This is a genomic window from Nonomuraea sp. NPDC049625 (genome assembly GCF_040675285.1).
GTDB lineage: Bacteria > Actinomycetota > Actinomycetes > Streptosporangiales > Streptosporangiaceae > Nonomuraea > Nonomuraea angiospora_A.
On sequence record NZ_JBFAOQ010000001.1, the window covers coordinates 1,363,894 to 1,384,558 of the forward strand.

General features: G+C 65.9%; 15 protein-coding genes. 8 read left to right on the forward strand and 7 right to left on the reverse strand.

The features are described 5' to 3' along the window. Positions 1 to 101 precede the first annotated feature (101 nt). From AB0J87_RS06620 to AB0J87_RS06630, 3 genes are all read left to right on the forward strand, one after another. Positions 102 to 1,406 carry a citrate:proton symporter gene (locus tag AB0J87_RS06620; protein ID WP_350730266.1) on the forward strand — a complete coding sequence of 435 codons (1,305 nt, stop codon included), beginning with the start codon at positions 102 to 104 and terminating at the stop codon, positions 1,404 to 1,406. A 15-nt stretch (positions 1,407 to 1,421) separates the two neighbouring features. Beyond that, entirely contained in the window at positions 1,422 to 3,386 is a 1,965-nt protein-coding gene (locus tag AB0J87_RS06625) for a DUF6351 family protein (protein WP_363962897.1), read from the forward strand. A 125-nt stretch (positions 3,387 to 3,511) separates the two neighbouring features. Continuing rightward, entirely contained in the window at positions 3,512 to 5,059 is a 1,548-nt protein-coding gene (locus AB0J87_RS06630; protein WP_363962898.1) for a CocE/NonD family hydrolase, read from the forward strand. A 90-nt stretch (positions 5,060 to 5,149) separates the two neighbouring features. On the opposite strand, the gene AB0J87_RS06635 is transcribed toward AB0J87_RS06630, so the two are convergent. Then, positions 5,150 to 5,980: a DUF4429 domain-containing protein gene (locus AB0J87_RS06635; RefSeq protein ID WP_363962899.1), complete on the reverse strand. Its 831-nt coding sequence runs from the start codon at positions 5,978 to 5,980 to the stop codon at positions 5,150 to 5,152. A gap of 351 nt (positions 5,981 to 6,331) precedes the next feature. After that, positions 6,332 to 8,002: a DUF6119 family protein gene (locus AB0J87_RS06640; RefSeq protein ID WP_363962900.1), complete on the reverse strand. Its 1,671-nt coding sequence runs from the start codon at positions 8,000 to 8,002 to the stop codon at positions 6,332 to 6,334. 509 nt (positions 8,003 to 8,511) lie between these two features. Between AB0J87_RS06640 and AB0J87_RS06645 the strand changes: the two genes are divergently transcribed. The 5 genes from AB0J87_RS06645 to AB0J87_RS06665 all read left to right on the forward strand — a co-directional run bounded on the left by AB0J87_RS06645 (position 8,512) and on the right by AB0J87_RS06665 (position 16,945). After that, positions 8,512 to 10,536, forward strand: a complete 2,025-nt coding sequence (locus tag AB0J87_RS06645) for a hypothetical protein (protein ID WP_363962901.1) — start codon at positions 8,512 to 8,514, stop codon at positions 10,534 to 10,536. Positions 10,537 to 10,550: 14 nt separating this feature from the next. Then, positions 10,551 to 12,173: a class I SAM-dependent DNA methyltransferase gene (locus tag AB0J87_RS06650; protein ID WP_363962902.1), complete on the forward strand. Its 1,623-nt coding sequence runs from the start codon at positions 10,551 to 10,553 to the stop codon at positions 12,171 to 12,173. Further along, complete coding sequence (locus AB0J87_RS06655; protein WP_363962903.1) at positions 12,166 to 13,407, forward strand: restriction endonuclease subunit S; 1,242 nt, start codon at positions 12,166 to 12,168, stop codon at positions 13,405 to 13,407. Before AB0J87_RS06650 ends, AB0J87_RS06655 begins: the two co-directional genes overlap by 8 nt. After that, positions 13,404 to 16,652 carry a type I restriction endonuclease subunit R gene (locus AB0J87_RS06660; RefSeq protein ID WP_363962904.1) on the forward strand — a complete coding sequence of 1,083 codons (3,249 nt, stop codon included), beginning with the start codon at positions 13,404 to 13,406 and terminating at the stop codon, positions 16,650 to 16,652. Before AB0J87_RS06655 ends, AB0J87_RS06660 begins: the two co-directional genes overlap by 4 nt. A gap of 158 nt (positions 16,653 to 16,810) precedes the next feature. Continuing rightward, complete coding sequence (locus tag AB0J87_RS06665) at positions 16,811 to 16,945, forward strand: hypothetical protein (protein WP_363962905.1); 135 nt, start codon at positions 16,811 to 16,813, stop codon at positions 16,943 to 16,945. A 13-nt stretch (positions 16,946 to 16,958) separates the two neighbouring features. Here the strand turns inward: AB0J87_RS06665 and AB0J87_RS06670 are convergent, their stop codons facing one another. From AB0J87_RS06670 to AB0J87_RS06690, 5 genes are all read right to left on the reverse strand, one after another. After that, positions 16,959 to 17,252: a type II toxin-antitoxin system RelE/ParE family toxin gene (locus AB0J87_RS06670; RefSeq protein ID WP_363962906.1), complete on the reverse strand. Its 294-nt coding sequence runs from the start codon at positions 17,250 to 17,252 to the stop codon at positions 16,959 to 16,961. Beyond that, positions 17,252 to 17,554, reverse strand: a complete 303-nt coding sequence (locus AB0J87_RS06675; protein ID WP_363962907.1) for a hypothetical protein — start codon at positions 17,552 to 17,554, stop codon at positions 17,252 to 17,254. Before AB0J87_RS06675 ends, AB0J87_RS06670 begins: the two co-directional genes overlap by 1 nt. A gap of 166 nt (positions 17,555 to 17,720) precedes the next feature. Further along, positions 17,721 to 18,200: a hypothetical protein gene (locus AB0J87_RS06680; RefSeq protein WP_363962908.1), complete on the reverse strand. Its 480-nt coding sequence runs from the start codon at positions 18,198 to 18,200 to the stop codon at positions 17,721 to 17,723. A 100-nt stretch (positions 18,201 to 18,300) separates the two neighbouring features. Further along, positions 18,301 to 20,400: a DUF6571 family protein gene (locus tag AB0J87_RS06685; RefSeq protein ID WP_363962909.1), complete on the reverse strand. Its 2,100-nt coding sequence runs from the start codon at positions 20,398 to 20,400 to the stop codon at positions 18,301 to 18,303. Then, entirely contained in the window at positions 20,397 to 20,648 is a 252-nt protein-coding gene (locus AB0J87_RS06690; protein ID WP_363962910.1) for a hypothetical protein, read from the reverse strand. Before AB0J87_RS06690 ends, AB0J87_RS06685 begins: the two co-directional genes overlap by 4 nt. Between the last annotated feature and the right edge of the window lie 17 nt (positions 20,649 to 20,665).

Here is a 20,665-nt window from a genome sequence, read left to right on the forward strand (position 1 = left end):
TGCTTTGATGCTGGACCTGAGATTTCCTCGCTCGGAAACTCTTCCGTAACACTCCGGCACGTCACCCCCCGCGAGCCGGGCGAGGAAGAAGGCGAACACCGATGCTAGCGGCCCTGGGATTCACCACGATCGTTCTGTTCCTGCTGCTCACCATGACCAAGCGCGTGTCGGTCCTGATCGCGCTGGTGCTGATCCCGGTCCTGGCGGCGCTGGCCGGGGGTTTCGGCGGCGAGCTGGGGAAGATGGTCCTCGACGGGCTGACCAAGGTCGCGCCGACCGGCATCATGATCGCGTTCGCGGTCCTGTACTTCAGCCTGATGATCGACGCCGGTCTCTTCGATCCGCTCATCCGCGGCATCCTGCGCGTGGCCAAGGGCGATCCGCTCCGCATCGCCGTCGGCACCGCCGTACTGACCATGTGCGTGGCCCTCGACGGAGACGGCGCCTCGACGTTTCTCATCACGGTCTCGGCGCTGCTGCCGGTCTACCGGCGGCTCGGCATGAGCCCGCTCGTCCTGTCGGGCGTCGTCTGCCTGGGCGCCGGAGTCATGAACCTCATCCCCTGGGGCGGGCCCACCGCCCGCGCGATGGCGGCGCTGAAGCTCGACAGCTCCCAGGTGTTCACGCCGGTCCTGCCCGCGATGGCGGCGGGCATCGCGTGGGTGCTGGTGGCGTCGTACCTGATCGGGCTCAAGGAGCGCCGCCGCCTCGGCACGATCTCCACCCCCGAGATGCCTGAAGAGCGGCTGGTCGGCGAGGGCCCCGGCACCCAGCGGGCGCCCGTCCACCCGGCTCTGACCGCCTTCAACCTGGTCCTCACGGTCGCCCTGCTGGTCGGGCTCGTGCTGCAGGTGATGCCGCTGCCGGTGCTGTTCGTGGTCGGGTTCGCGATCGCGCTGCTGGTCAACCACCCGACCTGGGAACGCCAGCAGGAGCTCCTGGAGAAGCACGGCAAGAGCGTCGTCCTGGTCACCACGATGATCTTCGCGGCCGGCGTGTTCACCGGCGTCCTCACCGGCACCAAGATGATCAGCAGCATGGCGTCGGCGTTCGTGAGCGTCATCCCCGACTCCCTCGGCGGGCACCTGCCCGTGCTGGTGGCCCTCACCGGCATGCCGCTCAGCCTGGTCTTCACCCCCGACGCCTACTACTTCGGCGTCCTGCCCGTGCTCGCCGAGACCGTCAGCGGCTTCGGCGGCGCTCCGGCCGAGGTGGCCAGGGCGGCCATCCTCGGCCAGATGACCACCGGGTTCCCGCTGAGCCCGCTCACCGCGTCCACGTTCATCCTGGTCGGGATGAGCGGCGTGCAACTGGGCGAGCACCAGCGCTTCATCTTCAAGTGGGCCTTCGCCACCACGCTCGTGATGACCGTGGTCGCGCTGCTCACGGGCGCGTTCTCCCTCTGACCCCCGGAGAGTGACATGACCTGGCGCGAGCTTGCCCTCATACCGGCGCTGGTGGCGCTGCCGCTGTCCCCGCCCCAGCCGGATCTCGACATCCACGTGCTCTCGAACCGGGCCGACCTGGTCTCGGGAGGTGACGCGCTGATCAGGGTCACCGGCTCCGCACGGGTACGGGTCGAGCTCAACGGCGCCGACGTCACCTCCCGCTTCGCGCCCGGGCCGGACGGCACCCTGACCGGGCTGGTCGACGGCCTCTCGCCCGGCGCGAACGTCCTGACCGTCCGGCCGCCGCGAGGACGGGCCGAGCGGCTGACCATCACCGACCACCCGCCGGGCGGCCCGGTGTTCTCGGGCCCGCAGGTGCGGCCGTGGCAGTGCCAGACGGTCGAGAACGGCCTCGGCCCCGCGCTGAACGACCGGTGCGACGCCGCCCCGGTCCGCAACGAGATCACCCTCGGCAACGGCGTCAAGGCCACCCTCGAACGCGGCACCGTCAACCGCGGGATCTACGACGTGCTCGTGCCGGCGAACTGGAACCACAAGCTGGTGTGGGTGTTCGGGGCGGGCACGGGCCAGCAGTACCGGCAGGGCGTCTCCCGCGGGCTGAGCATGCCAGAGGCGCAGGAGGCGGCCGCCAAGGGGTTCGCGGTGGCGTCGTCCACGATGACCGACAACTCCCTGCACAGCAACGACGTCACCTCCGCCGAGACCGTCATGATGGTCAAGGAGCACGTCGTCGAGACGTACGGCGAGATCCGCTACACCATCGGCCGCGGCGGCTCGGGCGGGGCGCTCCAGCAGTACCTCGTCGCCGACGCCTACCCGGGCCTGCTGGACGGCCTCCTGCCGACCCAGGACTGGCCGGACCAGATCGTCGGGGCCTACCGCGAGTTCGGCGACTGCGCCGCGCTGGTCCGCGCCATGGACGCCTCGCCGCTGTGGAGCGACCCCGACGACAGGACCGCCGTCTTCGGGCACGGCGGTACCGGAGTCTGCGCCACCTCCGCGGGCCGCGCCCCCGACTACATGAAGCCCGACGACGGCACGTCCTGCGCGGGCGAGGCGAGCTACGACCCGGCACGTAACCCCGGCGGCGTCCGCTGCACCCTCCAGGACTTCATGATCTCCATTTACGGCACCCGTCCGCAGGGGTGCGCCGGGGTGCCGTGCGCCCGGCGGCCGTGGGACAACGTCGGCGTCCAGTACGGCCTGACCGCGCTGCGCGACGGCCGCATCAGCGCCGAGCAGTTCGTCGACCTCAACCAGCGGGTCGGCGGGTTCGACATCGACATGACCTGGACCCCGTCGCGGAGCGAGGCCGACGCCGCGGCCGTCGAGATCGCGCACAGCACGGGACGCGTCGTCTTCGGCCGGGGGCTGGTCCAGGTGCCGATCCTCGTGGTCCGCGGCACCGACAACAACGACTACCACTACCCCTGGCGCAGCCTCGTGCTCCGCAACCGGCTCGACCGGGCCAACGGCCACCACCGCAACCAGGTGCTCTGGACGAACGGCAGCGACGGCTCGCCCCTGGACGTCATGGACCGCTGGCTCGCCGCCGTCGAGGCCGACCGCCGGCCGATCCCGCTGCCCGCCAAGGTCGTACGCCACCGGCCCGCCGAGGCCGTGGACGCCTGCTGGATCTCCGGCGCCAAGGTCACCGACCAGGCCGCCTGCGACCAGGCGTACCCGCACAAGGCCGACACCCGGGTCGCGGCCGGCGAGGGGCCGACCAGCGACCTGCTGAAATGCCGCCTCAAGCCGCTGCGACGGGGGGACTACGACGGCGTCGCGTTCACGGGGGAGCAGTGGGCGCGGCTGCGCTCGGCCTTCCCTGCGGGCGTGTGCGACTACTCCCGTCCCGGAGTCGGCCAGACGGACCCGGCCACGGGCCGCCTCCGGCCGCCACAGCCCTGGCTCACCTTCACCACCGGCCCCGGCGGCACCCCCCTCGGCCCCCCTCCGTCCTCCCACCCCCTCTAACCCACCCCTCGCTCTTCCCCCCAGCCTCCCCTCCACCGCCCCGCATCCCTTGCCCCGGCCCTTGTCCCAACCCCCGCCTCCGACCCCGCCTCAGCCCTCTCGCCCGCCGCCTCAGAGGACCGAAGATGAAACCCCTCAAGATCATGGCCGCAATGTCCGCCGCCGCCCTGGGCCTGACCTGCGCCCCCACCCTCCCTGCAGCAGCCGAACCGTCCCCGGAGCCCGTGACCGCCGCCGCCCCGTCCCTCCCTCCCGACCCGTTCTTCGCCTACGACCGCCCCGCCGAGTACGGCGTCCACCGGGAACGCGTCACCGTACCCCTGCGCGACGGCAGCCACCTGGCCTGCGACCTGCACCGTCCCGCCACCGCCGACGGCACCCCCGCCCCCGGCCGCTTCCCCGGCATCGTCTACGACTACAACGCCTACAACCAGCTCGGCCCCCAGGGCCAGGCCGCCGCGTACTTCGTCACCCGGGGCTACGTCGCGGCCGTGTGCAACGTCCGGGGCTCAGGCGACTCGCCCGGTTACCTCGACCCCTTCAGCGGCCAGGAGCAGCGCGACAACTACGACCTCATCGAGTGGCTGGCCGCCCAGCCCTGGTCGACGGGCCGGATCGGGCAGACGGGCGTCAGCTACGGAGGGCACTCGTCCCTGCTCGTCGCCGTCAACAAGCCACCCCACCTGGCCGCCATCATCCCCGTGGACGGCATCAGCGACTGGTACGAGAACACCATCTACCGGGGCGGCATCTACTCGGCCAGGATCCGCGACTGGCAGCGCTCCGTAGCCCCCGACACCCTCGTCACGTACGCCCAGCACCCCCTCTACGACGACTTCTGGCGCGAACGCAGCGTCAAGTCCCGCTGGAAGAACCTCGACGTCCCCGTCCTGGAGATCGCCGGCTGGTACGACCGCTACCGCCAGGGCATGGTGGAGAACCTCCAGGCGCGCGGGCGCAACGTCTGGCTGGTGTCCGGCCCCTGGGTGCACGGCTGGCCGGCCGGGCAGCCCGCCGACATCGGCAACGGCGCTTATCTCGCCTGGTGGGACCGCTGGCTGGCCCGCCGCCCCGGCACCCCGCTGCCCGCCGCCAGGGTGACCTCGTACGAGGTGCCCGGCACGGGCTGGCGGCAGTTCGACAGCTGGCCGCCGGCGGGAACGCGGCCGGTGCGGCTCGGCCTCGGAGCCGACGGAACCCTCGCCTCCGACCCCGGCAGGCCCGCCACCCGCACCTTCGAGGTCAACACCGAGCCGGTCGCGGGCGGGCCGGGTCAGCGGCTGTCGTTCGCGACCGGGCCGCTCCAGCGCGACCTGGTCCTCGCGGGGGAGGTCCAGGCCAAGGTACGGGCCTCGTTCACGGCGGCCGGCGGCAACCTCGCGGTCGTGGTGCAGGACGTCGCCCCCGACGGCACGTCCACCCGCATGACCCAGGGCTGGCTGAAGGCGAGCCACCGCTCCGGCCACGAGCGCGCGGTCCCGGTACGCCCCGGCAAGACGTACGACCTGGACATCCGCACCTGGCCCACGCACTATCGTGTCGCGGCCGGGCACAGCATCAGCGTCACGGTGTCCAGCGACGACTACCCGGAGATCGACTCCGACGCCCCAGCGGGACAGGTGTCGCTGAAGCTCGGCCACGGCGGCTCAACCATCCACCTGACCACCCTCTGACCCGTCGCCCGCCCCCGCGCGTCCCCACCCGGGCTCACATGGGGGCCGGGCCGCACCCGGACTCACGTGCGGGCCGGGCCGCACTCGGACTCACATGCGGGACAACAGCTCAGCCTTCTTCGCCTGGAACTCCTCCTCGGAGAGCAGCCCGGCGTCCCGCAGGTCGCCCAGCTTGGCGATCAGCTCGGCCACCTCAGCACCCGACGGAGCCCGGCGCACCTCCGGGACCGCCGGGGCCGGGATCGACGCGAGGACGGCGGCCGCGAAGGGAAGGGACTTGTGCGTCGCCCCCCACCCGAGCCCGAAGACGACAGAGGCCGGATCCTTGTTCGGATCGGGATCCGGCCGCCCCCCGCGAACCCTCAACCGAAGACAGCCGCTCGCCCCCTCCGGCGCGTGCCACTCGACGCTCTCCAGATCCGAGACCGAGAACCGCTGGTCACCCGCGGAGTATTTGGCGGTCGACGCCCCCGACCAGAACCACGTGAACGTGATGGCCTCACCGTCGAACGTCGCCGCCCCGTCCCACCCCTTGAACGAACGGGGCACCGAAGGCGCCTCCACCATGAACCGCGTCACCGGCCCGGACTCCCCGATGGCCGCCCGCAACTCATCCGCGTAGTAGTCGGCGAGCGTCTCCCGCCCGGCGGGCAGCACGAGCCGGTAGGGATCGGCCGCCTCCTTGAGCTGCCCGGCCGCCGCGCTCATGACCGGATCGGCACCCCGCCTCGGCACCACGCGCAGCACCACGGTGCCCCTCTTACCGGCCGCCACCGTCACCTCGGCGATCGCCGCATGGGGGATGACGCGTTCGCCGAGCTCGGAAACGAGCTTGGGGACCTTGGCGCCTTCGGGCCTTATCCGCAGCGCATCCGCCTCGAACACCCAAGCGCAACCCTGGCCCGCCAGGACATCATCCACGAAGCCAGGCTAGGCGATCGAGACCACATACGGCATTCGTCCGTCACTGACCGGGCCATGGGCATGACCAGAGGGGCGGGTCAGCCCTGGGCGAAGGCGAGCGGCACGCCGCAGGCGCCCTCGGCGGCGACGTAGAAGCCGTCGGGGGTGGCGCGCGTGGCGACGGAGTTGGCCCCGACGAGCATGCGCGCGGCGGTCAGGACGGTGCTGGCTCCGCCTCCCGCTGCTTCCCCAAGCCGTGGAGGAAGAACACACGTAGCGCCAGGTGGGGCGCGACCCAAGCTAGAGAGGTGTCCGTGGCAAAAGCACAGCACGCCGTTTGGAGATTGTCGCGCGAACGGGAGCCGGGCCTCACAGGCTCTGCGTGCCGCAGGTGCATGGACGGCCACGGACACCGACGACTTCGATCGTGACCCCCCAAGCCCGGAGGACAGTAGCGGTGTGCAGGAGGGCTACCTGCGCGAAGGGAAAAAGCGTGTCGGCGGTGAGCTCAGTGCCGTCCTTCAGGAGGATCGCCAGCACGACCTTCTTGGGCTGAAAGCCTTCGGGCAGGTTCCAGCCGCCCGGGGCCTGAGCCACTTTCTCCCGGAACCCGGTCACGGCCTCAGGGTCATGCTGAAGAGCCTGGACCGCTACGAGCACCTGCTTGAGCAGGTGGCTGAGCGCGCCGGCCCGGTGGGCGCGCTTGGCCATCATCAGCGTTCCGTCGGGGTAGAGCACGTCGCAGATCTCCACACCGTTGCCCCGATGCAGACGGGTCTTCACGAGCTTCTTGTCCATGCAGAGGTAGCCGCGACCCGAGTTCTCGATGTCCTCGCAGAAGCGGTGCTCATCGTGGGCGAGGTCCCATGCGGGCAGGTCGTCCGTGGCCGGGGAGATGATCAGCTTCTTCACCTGGTCGCGGACCGTGGCGAGGTAAGCCGGACCGATCTCGTACCAGTCCTCATCCAGCAAGAAAAACCGCCGGTCACCCAGCGCCACATCAGCCTCCACCCACCGCAGGGCGCTGGAGCACCAGACCACTTCGTCGCTACGGGCACGGCTGTCCTCGTAGAGAACGATCTTGCCCTCGCGCAGCGACTCCACCCTGCTGCCAGCGCGCTGTACGCGTACCCGCTCGAGAAGGTAGGGGAGGTCAAAGGTGTCGCTCACCTTCCCCTGCCGGCTGTTGATCCGGGTCTGGAAGGCTCGAGCGGCCAGATAGTGGTCCCAATGGCCCTTCGGCACGGCTCCCGCCACCCGGCCCTCGTTGGGCTGGCCCAGGAGGTCGTCGAGGACCGCCTCCAGCCGGGCGATGAGCTTCACATCGGTGATCTCGATGATGTACTCGACGAACTCCAGGTCCGGATGCGGGCGTTCCTCGCGGCAGACCCGGGAGATCTCCCGAACGTCAGAAAGAAGGTCCGGGCCCTCGACTCCGAGGTGCAGCCGGAGTCCAACCCCACCGTGAGCGCTGGAAACACGCGCTCGACTTCGCGAAGAGATGGTGAGCTTCACACCGCCGAGACGGCCGCCGATCGTACGGACGATCTGCGCGTGCTCCTCGATCCCGAAGGTCCGCACGGGCGCCCCGCCGGGAACCAAGGTGATGTCGGTCTTCCCGCTGCCGGGCGTCTGCCGGACCAGGTCGTTGACCTCGGCGGGGTTGACCTGCCGGATGGCGAAGAGCAGCCCGAAACGCTTGTCCTTCAGGCGGTCGGCGATGAGGTGGTGGCCGAGTCCGTAGCCGATGGCGTACACCTCGTCGTCCAGGGCGAACATGAGCAGCGACGCGGGATTGATGCTGGGGCGGGAGACCTGGCGGCGGCTGGTGCGCCGGAGGTCGGCGTACCAGCTCGCCTCGGCCTTGGCGAACACGCCGTCGATCATGATCGCGGGCACGCCGAGCTCGTCGGTCAGGATTTCGAGATCGGCACTGATCGAAATCAGCTGGGCCATGTCGAGTGCGTCGCACATCGCCTCTGCGGTGGGGGCTACGCCCTTGAGGCGGTACAGGGTGCGCTTGGTGGTGGTGTGGGTCATGGAGGTGCTCCTTCTCGCGGAAGGTGCCGGACGGTGGGCCGCGGCACCAAGGGAGTGCTGTGAACAACGATGCGATCCGATAACGACCAGCGATGGCAAAATAGCAGTCGTAGTGCTGATAATGGGGGTTATCGCGAGAATGTGGAGTATAAGGACGATCTTGGAGTACAGTCCGGGCAAGAAGAGGCAGGGGCGATCGAGTGGGTGCTGCAGGCTCGGTGATGTCAATGACAGAGGCTGGGAGATGGCTGACGTAAGGAACTGAAGGTCGTCGAGGCTGACCGTCAAGCGCTCAGGATCTGATCGCCACCGCGCGGCCCTTGACCGCCACGAGCTGCTGGGAATCCGGCCGATCGCCAAGAAGTAGAGTCTTGGACAAAACAGCTGATAGCAGGGGTTATCAAGCGAACCGATGGTCGATCGCGATCTGCTCGCCTAGGCTGCGCGTAGACAATTGAGAGGAGGCGCTGACGATGCGAAGCCCCGGGAAGGGCGCAACGCTGATCTCGATGCCCGAGATTGCGGAGCTGGCCAAGGTCCAGCGCCCCGTCGTCAGCACCTGGCGTCGCAGATACCCCGAATTCCCCAAACCTGCCTCTGGCGACCACACGCATCCGCTCTTCGACGCTGCCGAGATCGCCAACTGGCTGGTGAAAACCGGCCGAGCCAAGCGTCGGGACATCGATGGAGATCTTCGCCTGCACACCCTCGGCCAGCTCTCCGGCCAGCTACCGCCACGATCTCTCATGGCAGCCCTGACCTCGTTGATCGCGCTGAGACACTGCACCGATGACAAACTCGACGACGGTGAGCCGGGCGCTCTGGGCAGACTCCAGGAGCAGGCCGCCGAGCACGACCCCGCCGATGAGCTGCTGCGGTCGGAGATCGAGGCGATCCGCGCGGCTTGGTTGCCGAGGGTGGTCGACGAACTGGTCGAAGCCGCCTACGGCACGGCGGGGGCATACGAGAAAGTCATGGACATCAGGGAGCGCCTCGGCGCGGCCGACCTGGCCGCCGACCGTCTCGACCCGCTCCTGGTCCGCCTCATCGCCAAGCTCGCCGCTGCTGCGGCTCGCGCCGATCGGCATGGCACCGCAAAGATCGCAGATCCGTATGCGGGCACCGGTGACCTGTTACTCGAAGTCTCTCGGCTCCGCGATGACCAGCCGATGCACCTAACCGCCTGCTGCACCGACCCCTACCTGGCACGGCTCACTCGGCGTCGTCTCTCCGTTCACGACCTGCACGAAGGAGACTTCTCAGTAGGGACGACGCCGGGATTGAGCCTGCAACAAGCCGATGTCATCGTCGCCCAGCTTCCCTACCGTGCCGGTGAGGAGCGCAGTGTCAATGACACCTTCGCGCTGATGAGCGACCTGTCGGCGGACCTGCGGCAGGGGGCGACTGCCATCATCGTGGCGTCGGCCGACACCACCGCCGCGTTGGACCCGAGCAGCCCGGCCGGTCGGCTCCGTAGCGACCTCATTAAGGACGCGACTAAAGCGATCATCCGGCTGCCCGGCGGGCTCGTCCCGTTCCGGCCCGGCTACGAGGTCGCACTTTGGGTGCTGAATTCCTACTACGGGGATGATCTCAAGGGCAATCTGCTCGTCGCCGACATCTCTGATCAGCCGCTCACCGACGGCATAGTCGATGCCCTCGCCATCGACATCCTCACCTGGCGCGAGCCGGGCTACGACCCCGATGCGCACCGCCTGTCCTACGCGGTGCAGCTACCGATCGCGGCAGTCGTGCGGTCCTCCAGGACCCTCACCCCGCGCTACCTGAACCTGACCGAAGACCCAGCCGACCCGTACGAACAGGTCGCCCGCTCCCTCGACCTTGAGCGAATGCTCCAGGAAGCACGGCCCGGCCGGGCTATGAACCTGCACATCGAGGTCAGCGGAACCCGATCCCGGCCTCGCACCGAAACCCTCGGCCAGCTGACCAAGGGCGCGCGGGACAAGGGCAATCTTCTGTCGATGCGTAGAGGGACCCGGGTCGATGCCGCGCTGATCCGCCAGCAGCCGGGCCGCGCGGACGCCTATTCGCTGATCGGCCCGCAGGAGGCCTGCGGCCGGTCGCGTCTCGGATCCCGAGTTGTGGACCGGCTGGAGTTCGAGCGGCATTACCCCAACGCGCGGCGCAGCCTCCCCGGCGACGTGGTAATCACCACCGTCCCCGAACCAGGCGTGATCGTCGACCATGACGGCTACTCCGTGATCGAGTTCCCCGCCCGGGTGCTCCGGATCAGCGAACTCGGCCGGGAGCATTTCACTTCGCGGGTCCTCGCTGCACTACTGTCTCGCTCCAGCCGGACCGCCGGCGCGATCCGGCCCGTACAGCGGCTGGAAGAACTATGGCTGCCGCTGCTGTCCCCAGCCGACCTGCATCGGCTCGACCGGCTGCTCGTCGAGCTCGACGAACGTCGTCGGCTGGCCCGTATCGAACTCGACGCCCTCGCCGAACTCGGCCAGATCGCCGCGACCGGACTCACCGACGGAACCCTAACCCTTGCCGACCACAGCACCTGACATTGAGGAGCAAGATGCCGCCCCGCAAGAAGTCCATTGCTGGCCAAGAAGCCCTGCCCGGCACCACCACTATGGCGGACCTGAAGGAACTCCTCTGGAAGGCCGCCGACAAGCTGCGCGGCTCCATGGACGCCGCTGAATACAAGGACTTCGTCCTCAGCCTCGTCTTTCTCAAGTACACCTTCGACGCCTGGGAAGAACGCCGTCGCGTTCTGTACGCCGACCTCATCGCTGATGGTGTCCCAGAGTCCCGGATTGAATCATTCCTGGACGATAAGGATGAGTACGCACGGGAGGGCGTCTTCTGGGTGCCAGCCGATGCACAGTGGGTCGAGCTCAAGGCTAACGCGAAGCCCAACCCGGGTGAGATCACCATCGGTGAGCGCATCGATAACGCGATGGACGCGGTCATGAAGGAGAACCCGGCGCTCACCGGCGTCCTCCCGAAGATCTTCAACCGCAAGGAGGTGGACCAGCGGAGGCTTGGTGAGCTCGTCGACCTGATCAGCGACGCCCGGTTCACTGGCCACGAAGGCAGGACCGCCGCCGACGTGCTCGGCGAGGTGTATGAGTACTTCCTGGAGAAGTTCGCCCGGGCCGAGGGCAAGCGAGGTGGCGAGTTCTATACACCCTCCAGCATCGTTCGCCTCATGGTCGAGATCCTCGAGCCCTATAAGGGCCGGGTGTACGACCCGTGCTGCGGCTCCGGAGGCATGTTCGTCCAGGCCGAGAAGTTCATCCTCAACCACCGCGGCCGCCGCGACGACATCGCCGTCTACGGCCAGGAGTCCAACCAACGCACCTGGCGGCTCGGCAAGATGAACACCGCGATCCATGGCCTATCTGCCGACCTCGGCAACAGTTGGGCTGACACATTTTATGAGGACAAGCACCCCGACCTGAAGGCCGACTTCATCCTCGCCAACCCGCCGTTCAACATGTCGGACTGGCACCGCAACACCGAAGACCCCCGCTGGCGCTTCGGCACCCCGCCCGCCGGTAACGCCAACTTCGCCTGGATGCAGCACATCGTCTCCAAGCTCAGCGTCCAGGGCACCGCAGGCGTCGTCATGGCCAACGGCTCCATGTCCTCCAAGCAGTCCGGCGAAGGCGAAATCCGCACCGAACTCATCAACGCGGATCTGGTCGCCTGCATGGTGGCCTTGCCTCCACAGCTGTTCCGCACCACAGGAATTCCTGCATGCCTCTGGTTCTTCGCTAAAGACAAGACCTCACGCGGCGGCCACACCGATAGGCAGGGGCAGGTCCTGTTCATCGACGCCCGCAACATGGGGACCATGCTCGACCGCACCGAGCGAGTCCTCACCGACGACGACCTCAACAAGATTGCGGGGACATACCACGCCTGGCGCGGAACTATGAGCGCCCGCGACGCCGACCTCATATACACAGATGAGCCCGGCTTCTGCTACTCCGCCACCCGCGATGAACTTGCCACCCACGAGGACATCCTCACCCCCGGCCGCTACGTCGGCGCCACCGAAACCGACACCACTAACGATGAACCTCTCACAGAGAAGATTGACCGGATCACCAAAGAACTTCTCACCCACTTCGACGAATCTACCCGTCTTGAACAGGTCATCCGCCAGCAGATGGAGCGCCTCGATGGCTGAGCCGATCGTCAAATCAACCATCCAATGGCCGACCGTGTCACTCGGCGAGATCTGCTCGACCGGCGGAGGCGACATTCAAACGGGACCATTCGGAAGCCAGCTACATGCCGCGGACTACGTCCCCGTCGGAGTCCCAAGCGTGATGCCGCAGAACATCGGAGACAACAAGATCGTCGAAGAGGGAATTGCTCGAATCACTCCTGAGGACGCGAAGCGACTTTCGCGTTACCTACTTCGCCCCGAAGACATCGTCTATTCGCGCAGGGGGGACGTCACTCGACGTGCGCTGGTAAGTCCTCAGCAGTCAGGCTGGCTCTGTGGAACCGGATGCCTTCGAGTTCGTGTCGGCGCAGCAGCGAACGCGAAGTTCATCTCGTACTACCTTGGCCACCCGGAAGTGCGCGAATGGATCATGCGTCACGCCGTTGGGGCTACCATGCCGAATCTGAACACGACGATTCTAAGTAGTCTTCCAGTAACGATCCCTCCGGCTGCAGATCAAGCTTCTATCGCGGACCTTTTGGGGGCGCTTGACGAAAAGATCGCAGTAAACGACCGTATTGCCGCTACAGCCAGAGCCCTGGGAACCACAAAATTCGTAGAGGCGGCTCAACTGTCGGATGCGGTGGACGTTCGGCTGTCTGACATGTGCGTCGCCCTCACGCGCGGTGTCGCACCCAAGTACACCGACGATCCAGATGAACTGATCGTGATCAATCAGAAGTGTGTGCGTGGCGGAAGAGTAAGTCTAGAGCCCGCACGCAAGACCCTAGCGGAGAAGGTTCGTGAGCCAAAGTTGCTGCACCGCGACGATGTGCTGGTGAACTCTACTGGTGTCGGCACGCTCGGCCGCGTTGCTCGCTGGACCTTCGCGGAGAGGGCAACGGTCGATTCACATGTGACGATTGTTCGCTTCAATCCAGAGCGAATCGATCCGGTGTGCGGGGGTTTCGCGATGCTGGCAGCCCAGGCGGAGATTGAGGCGCTCGGAGAAGGAAGCACCGGCCAGACCGAATTGAGCCGGGCGCAGCTCGGAGGACTGAAGATCCGGGTGCCTTCACGCGAGGTGGCGATCGCGCTTCGTCCACAACTCGACGCTCTTGAGGCCAAGAGTGACGCGGTGTTGGCAGAATCGCATGTATTGGCAGAGCTTCGAGATGCGTTGTTGCCCCCGTTGATGTCGGGTGAAATCAGGGTTCGGGATGCGGAGAAGGTGGTGGAGGGGGCCGTATGAGCGGGTATAGCGAAGCGGATCTGGAGTACGACGTTCTCGAGATTCTCGGGGAGCTCGGATGGGAGCCGAAGAACGGGCCGCAGATTGCTCCCGGATCAGGTGAGCGGGAGTCTTGGGATGAGGCGATCATTCCAGGGCGGCTGCGAGAAGCAGTGGCGCGGATCAATCCGGGGTTGCCAGCCAAGGCCGTGAACGAGGTCGTGCAGCTGGTGTTGACGGCCGAGTCGCAGGATCTCCGGAACGAGAACTTCCGGTTGCACGAGTTCCTGACCAAGGGGATCCGGGATATCGCCTATACCGACGAGTACGGTGCCGAGCAGAACCCAACGGTGCACCTCATCAATCGAGCGGACCCGTACAAAAACGATTTCCTCGCGGTGCGGCAGGTCACCGTGGTCAACCCATCGAACAAGGACATCAAGTCCCGGTTCGACGTGGTGCTCTACCTCAACGGTCTGCCGGTCGGCGTGGTCGAGTTGAAGAAGCCCGGTGACCCGCACGCCATGCCGGAGATCGCCAAGAACCAGCTGGATTCCTATACCAAGGATGCATGGCGTGCGTTCCGCAGCAACGTGGTCTGCTTGGCATCTGACGGGATCGAGGCGCGCTACGGCACTGCCTTCACCCCGTGGAACCACTATGCGCCCTGGAAAGTCAATGACAGCGGCCGGCTTGTCGAGGACGTGAATTCCGGCTGGGAGAACTCCGAGCTGGTCCTCGCTCTCTTTGGCCTCTTCGACCCCGCTCGGTTCATCGAGCTGCTCGACGGCTACGTGGGCTTTTTCCGCTCGGACAACGGTCTGATGAAGCTGGTTGCTAAGCCACACCAGTACTTCGCGGTGAAGCGAGCAGTCAGCAAGACGATCGAGGCGGTCCGCAGCAACGGCAAAGCCGGCGTGGTGTGGCACACCCAGGGATCCGGTAAGTCGCTGGAAATGGAGCTGTACTCCGGGCAGGTGCTGCGGCACAAGTCGCTTGGCAACCCGACGATCGTGGTGATCACCGACCGGACCGACCTGGATGATCAGCTTTTCCAAGGCTTCAACGCCAGCGAGCTGCTGCCAGAGAAGCCGGTACCGGTGACCAGCCGGAGCCATCTGCGGACCGAGCTCACCAATCGGCGCACGGGCGGGATCTACTTCACGACCCTGCAGAAGTTCGGCCGGACCAAAGCCGAGAGGGACTCCGGCACCGCGCACCCGCTGCTGTCGGACCGGCGCAACATCATCGTGATCGTCGATGAGGCACACCGCAGCCACTACGACGACCTCAACGGCTACGCGCGGCACCTCCGGGACGCGCTCCCGTACGCGACGATGATCGCCTTCACGGGAACCCCGATCCGTACCGCAGAGAAGGACACCACAGCGGTGTTCGGCGAGCTCATCGACACCTACGATCTGACCCGTGCGGTCGAGGACGGCGCAACCGTCCCGGTTTTCTATGAAAGCCGCCTGATCCCCGTACACCTGCCCGATGGCCTCACCGCTGAGGAACTGGACGAGAAGGTCGACCAGGCGACCGAGGGGCTTGACGACAACGAGCGCAAGCAAGTCGAGCAGGCAACGGCAGTGATGACCAGCGTGTACGGAGCGCCAGCGCGTCTGGAGAAGCTGGCCGCCGATATCGTTGGCCACTGGGAAGCCCGGTCCGAGTCGATGAAGCAGTTCATCGACGCCAAGGGCAAAGCGATGATCGTGTGCGGCACTCGGGAGATCTGCACCGCTCTGTACAGGCAAATTATCGCTATAAAGCCTGAGTGGCACTCAGATAGCGTGACCGAAGGCAAGATCAAGGTCATCTACAGCAGCAGCCCTTCTGACCCGCCGGAGCTGACCGCGCACCGGCTCCGTCCGTCGGAGCACAAGGCCATCCAGAGGCGGATGAAGAACGCCGATGACGACCTCGAGATCATCATTGTGAAGGACATGCTGCTCACCGGGTTCGACGCCCCTCCGCTGCACACCCTCTACCTCGACCGTTCGATGCGCGGCGCGCAGCTCATGCAGACCCTCGCCCGGGTGAACCGCACATACCTCAACAAGCAGGACGGACTGATGGTGGGGTACGCCCCCCTCCACGACAACCTGCTTGAGGCACTCGCCGAATACAGCGCCGACGATCAGAGCGATGCCAAGAGCAAGCCGATGGGCCAGGACCTGCTGGACGAACAGCATGGCGCGATCGCCAAGGTCCGTGACATCCTCGATGTGCTCGGCAACACACATCTGCATGGCTACGCTTGGCGCGAGGGTCTCGCGGCGAACTCGCCGAAAGCCTGGCGTGACACCGTGCGAGGTGCGGCGGCTTTCCTACGCGACCCCAAGCACCCCGGTAACCAGGTCGACCTTGAGGCCGAGAAGCCAGAACCCACATTGAAGGAGCGGTTCGCCGCTGAGAGCGCCCGGCTCTCCAGGTTCTATGGCCTGTGCGGCAATACAGGGCTGCTCAACGACGTAAAGGACGACATCGTCTTCTTCAAGGAAGTTCGGACCGTGATGGCCAAGTTCGACGCCGCCGAGCGGGTCGCCGAGGGCCGCCCGATCCCCGCTGAAGTAGAATTGTTCCTCAAGCAAATCACGGCCGGGGCAATCGAGGCCGACGCGGTCACCGACCTGTTCGCCGAGGCCGGACTGACCCGTCCAGACTTGTCCGACCTGGATGAGGAGTACCTCAAGCGGATGCAGGTGGCCCACCAGCCCGTGCTGGCCATCGAGGCCCTGCGCCGGCTGGTCCAGCAGGAAATGCGCAAGGTCACCAAGCACAACATCGTCCGACAGCAGTCCTTCTCGGACCGCCTCATCGACCTGATGCGCAAGTACACCAACCAGAACCTGAGCGCCGCCGAGATCATCGCAAAGTTGATCGAGATGGCCAAGGAAGTCTCCGCCGACGCCAGGAGGGGTGAGCAGTTCAACCCGGCGCTGAACAGCGACGAACTTGCCTTCTTCGACGCGGTAGCGGCCAAGGACACGGTGAAGGCGCTCATGGGCGACGGCGATGCCTCCATCGGGGAGCAGAAGCTCGCAGCGATCGCACGCGACCTCGTCGTGGCTGTCAGGAAGAATCTCTCGACGGACTGGGCCGCTCGAGACGATGTTCAGGCCAAGCTCCGCTCCATCATCAAGCGGCTACTCGCCAAGCACGGCTATCCGCCGGAAGAGGAGAAGGAGGCTATTGACAAGGTCATACAGCAGCTGGAGGCCTTCGCTGACGAATGGTCCCCAACCACAGATCAGCGATGATTCCACCCAGCCATTCGGCCGCTGTCGGTCATGGTGACCGACTGGATGCATCGGCGTCGAGGTGCGCTTGAGATCGCAGAGGCGCGAGAGTCGTTCGAGCGTCTGAGCGCAAGGCCTCGTGGCACCCAATGGGCGGCTTATGGTCGGATGATGGCCGAATGCGTGCCTTGACGGTCTGGTGGGTGCTAGTCATCGAGATCGTCTGTCATTCCCGCGACCTCGGCCAAGATCCAGAGCACCTTCTCTCCGCCATGCAGTCACTGGCCAACCAGATCGCCGCATCAATCGCCTGAACCACAAAGCGGGTTAGCGACCACGGTACGCATCCGCACGGTGCCGGATGTCGAGAACATGAACCTCGCGGGGCTCCTGCTGATCATGAATCTCGTAGAGGATTCGCCACTCACGCATCAGCCGCGCGCTAAAGATCCCATCGAGAGGTTCTTGGAGCTCCTTACCGACTCGGTAGGGGTTGTCGAGTAGCGGACCTGTAATGAACTCGACCGCGCCGACGGCGACGTCAGGAGGCAGTTTGTCGGAGATCGCACGCTTGGCCGCCGAACCGAGAACAGGCTCAAACGGCTTCCGGGCGAGTGACATCACTGCCGACCGTCGAGCAGACCCCGGATGGCATCCTTGCCACGGAGACCTTCACCGCGGGCGATGGAAGCACGGGAATCAACGATGGCTTGGACAGCTTCGCTGTCGGATAGGACGTCGATGGTCTCACGCAGGCGGGCAACCAAGTCGGGTTGGTCGGCCGGAACCACTGCGGCTAGACGCTTCCCTTCGCCTGTCACAGTCACCACCTGACCCCGCGCTGCCGAGGCTACAGCCTCATCCCAGCGCTCGGGGTGGGCGTGCAACTCCTCCAGAGGGATCTCCTGTGCCGCTTCGCTCATGCCTCTATCGTACGTACAACGCTCCTCGGTCGTCCTCGAGACCAGACGACTTGACATCAAGCATGGACCACGTCGCCGCCGAGTCCGCGCCTGACGCCCTGGCAGAGCCTTGCCGGGCGGTGATTAGTTCCGGTCGGAGTTGAGCGGTCGCTGCCGCCGTGACGTGTTAGCCAGGGGGCGGACCGCCGAGCTTGCACTTGAACATCTCGGCGAACTGCCGCTGGGCGATTTGCATGAGCTGAATGAGGTCGTGGTCCTGGTCCCGGGCGGGATTCCGTTTCACGACAATAGTGATGAGCGAGTTGTCGGATCCGCAGCGGAACCAGACGCCTGCCTTTCGGTACGGATAGAGCCGGGCCTCGAAATCGCTTACTGCTCCCGTGCCCAGCTCCTCGGGGAGTTTGACCGGATTGCGATTCTTTCCAAATTCGATGAAGTTCTCGATGAGTTTTCGCGAGGCGGACACGTCATAACTCGTGATGAAGAGGCTCTGCTCGTCGTTCGATATGACGCAGCCATACCCGTCAGGATCGCGTTTGGCGGAACCTGCTTTGTATGGACCGGTGTAGCCCGTCAACTCGGCAACCGCGGCCTCCGGGATGAAGTAGCAGAGGTAGGGCGAACGGTCAGGGACGGGACGCCGCATCGGCGCAGGGGTGGACGTCGACACAGAGGGGGGTTTGTCCGACGTGCACGCCGGACAAACCATGATCATAGCGGCCACGCATAGCCATCCCGCCTGACGCCTACCCATCACGCCCGCCCTGGGGTGGAGGAACACGCATGCTGTTGCGGAATTCATTCGCTCCGGTGGAGGTACTCTGCTGCGCTTCCCCGTAATCGGCCGGCACTGTGGAATTCTGGACTATCCAGTCCGCAAACTCGTCGTATTCATCCTTGGTCATCTGGAGCGGATCCTTGACCCTTGGCGGGTCACCGATCACGAAAGACCGTTTGAGGTCGCCATTACGATACGCTTCATGAGCCACAGCGGATGATTCGATCATCTGTTTCAGCAGCTGTTCGACAGCTTCCTCATTCGACGCGGCTTCACTGTAAGCCTTGCCTGTTTTTCCGCCGGCGTGCTCGCTCTGCTCCATCAGCCAATCCCCCGCCTTCGTGTAGCCCTCCTTGACGAAATTCTCGTAGATGGTGCCGGCAGCTTTGAGGCCGACCTTGCCGGCCTGCTGGGCAAAGGGAATCGGAACGAGCCCGATCCCTTCTTGGACCAGCTTCCGCAACGCCTCGTCCGCCGCGTCCGCCTCCTGGCCTCGGGCGACGAGAGCCTGCCGACGTGCCTCCACCAAATGCCCCAGTGTCTTGGCGTCATTGGCGATCACATTTCCCAGCATGTCCTTGTTGCGCGTAGCCAGTGCCTCGTCGATTTTGCCCCGCATGTGCGCGATTTGCCCTAGGAGCATGGCCTGGTATCCCTTGTCGTCGGCAGCCACGTCGAGCATGACGAGATCGAGGTCGGCTTTGGTGAAACGCGCGACGGCCTGCCCTCCGACAAAGCCCACGAGCTCGCTGTCCTTCAACCGCGCATAGTTCTTGTAGTAGCTCGACACGATGTCGCCGGAGTGCTCGGCGAGAACGCGGCCCATGTTGTCTCGGATGCCCGAGAGCCGATCGAGCTCCGACGGGTCCTTCAACTCGACCTTTCCGTCGGCGTTCAACGACACATGCGGCCGCACTTCGTCGGCGTATATCTGCGAGGCCCTGACGACCAGCCGCTTGGAATCGGCGTCGGCGCCCCTCATCGCGGCCTCCATGGCCTCCCCGAGCGATTCGCCGTAGTCGCCCATGACCCACTGCAGACGCCGATCGCGCATCAGGTACTTCAGCAGGTCCCTGTTGTCGAGCAGCGCCTGCGCGCGCTCTCGCGACGTGCTCGCAACGGTCATCAACGCGGCGATCGGATCGGCGGCGCCAATGACGTCGGAATCCTGGAACGGCCGCGTGTCGATGGGCGCGGGAAGGTTATAGACGTCGGTGTCCTTCGGCAGGAACCGTGCGCGATGCTCTTTCAGGTAGTCGCGGTCCCACTGGATCATGTCCTGACCGATGGTCCCCATGAACCACTCGCTGTACGCCTCTTTCGGCGCTGCCGCGAGGATCTGGCCGAGCGACCAATATCCGGGATTTGTCAGTCCGCCCATGTCGGGAGCCGGGATCTCCGTGCGCCCCTGCCGCTTTAGCTCCTCGATGAACTTCCGGTTGAGATGCGCGTTCTTTGTCGGGTCCGTGGCAGCGGCGAGGGCCTTGCCCAGCATGGACAGTACGTCGCGATTCTGCCGCCGGATGGCCGCCGCCGAATCGCGATCGGCGTCGAGCGCCTTGCGCACCCGCGTTCCCATGGTGGCGGGAAGCGCCAAGAGACCCTGCGGGCTGAGTTGTTCGATGAGGGCGGTGGCAAACTGTGGGTCGGACAGTCGCCCCTTGAAGGCGGCGAGCTTTTCCAGCGCGCCCGCGTCCCCGCGCGCGGCGGCTGCGAACAGCGGGGCGGCCTGCGTCGCCTCGGCCCGCACCTTGGCCGGGATCATTCTCGACTCGTCGATCCGCGCCATCCCGGCAGGGACGATCGCGCCGGGGACCGGGTTGCCGAACACGTCCACGTCGACTTTCTCGGCCTCGTACGCGAGATCGCGCCGCCGATAGAGGTCTGGGGCCTGCTCGGTCAGCCACTGCCCTATCCGGCCGATCGCCGCCACTCCCGAGTGGGTGAGCTCGACCTCGTTCAGAATCGCCCGGAGCTGCGCCGCGCATTCGGTCAGACCTTTACCCGCATTTTGCACGCCGGAGCCGAGCTGGTGCATTTCTCTGGGGTCGATCGAGGAGAAGGTCATTCGTCTCTCGGCCCCATCACGGTCTGGTCGGAGATCGTTTCGTGGAGATGGTCGATGACCCCGCGAAGTCCGCGCCACAACTCCGCACGCTGATGTGTCAGGTCACGGGCGAACTTATCAGCGACCGGCCCTGTCCACGTCCGGCCGCTCGACATTTGCTGCAGCGGCCGGTCTAGGGTGTGCCAGTGCTGGTCAGACAATTCCTGAGCACGGCGCAGCGCGTTCATCAACTCGGCACGAGTAGCCATCAAGACCTCCCACCGAA

Excerpts from the sequence above, each read along its gene's own strand:
- AB0J87_RS06645 (WP_363962901.1), top strand. The coding sequence starts at position 8,512 with ATGCCCGAGATTGCGGAGCTGGCCAAGGTCCAGCGCCCCGTCGTCAGC.
- AB0J87_RS06670 (WP_363962906.1), bottom strand. The coding sequence starts at position 17,252 with ATGTCACTCGCCCGGAAGCCGTTTGAGCCTGTTCTCGGTTCGGCGGCC.
- AB0J87_RS06625 (WP_363962897.1), top strand. The coding sequence starts at position 1,422 with ATGACCTGGCGCGAGCTTGCCCTCATACCGGCGCTGGTGGCGCTGCCG.
- AB0J87_RS06660 (WP_363962904.1), top strand. The coding sequence starts at position 13,404 with ATGAGCGGGTATAGCGAAGCGGATCTGGAGTACGACGTTCTCGAGATT.
- AB0J87_RS06690 (WP_363962910.1), bottom strand. The coding sequence starts at position 20,648 with ATGGCTACTCGTGCCGAGTTGATGAACGCGCTGCGCCGTGCTCAGGAA.
- AB0J87_RS06630 (WP_363962898.1), top strand. The coding sequence starts at position 3,512 with ATGAAACCCCTCAAGATCATGGCCGCAATGTCCGCCGCCGCCCTGGGC.
- AB0J87_RS06685 (WP_363962909.1), bottom strand. The coding sequence starts at position 20,400 with ATGACCTTCTCCTCGATCGACCCCAGAGAAATGCACCAGCTCGGCTCC.
- AB0J87_RS06675 (WP_363962907.1), bottom strand. The coding sequence starts at position 17,554 with ATGAGCGAAGCGGCACAGGAGATCCCTCTGGAGGAGTTGCACGCCCAC.
- AB0J87_RS06640 (WP_363962900.1), bottom strand. The coding sequence starts at position 8,002 with ATGACCCACACCACCACCAAGCGCACCCTGTACCGCCTCAAGGGCGTA.
- AB0J87_RS06680 (WP_363962908.1), bottom strand. The coding sequence starts at position 18,200 with ATGCGGCGTCCCGTCCCTGACCGTTCGCCCTACCTCTGCTACTTCATC.
- AB0J87_RS06665 (WP_363962905.1), top strand. The coding sequence starts at position 16,811 with ATGCGTGCCTTGACGGTCTGGTGGGTGCTAGTCATCGAGATCGTCTGT.
- AB0J87_RS06650 (WP_363962902.1), top strand. The coding sequence starts at position 10,551 with ATGCCGCCCCGCAAGAAGTCCATTGCTGGCCAAGAAGCCCTGCCCGGC.
- AB0J87_RS06620 (WP_350730266.1), top strand. The coding sequence starts at position 102 with ATGCTAGCGGCCCTGGGATTCACCACGATCGTTCTGTTCCTGCTGCTC.
- AB0J87_RS06655 (WP_363962903.1), top strand. The coding sequence starts at position 12,166 with ATGGCTGAGCCGATCGTCAAATCAACCATCCAATGGCCGACCGTGTCA.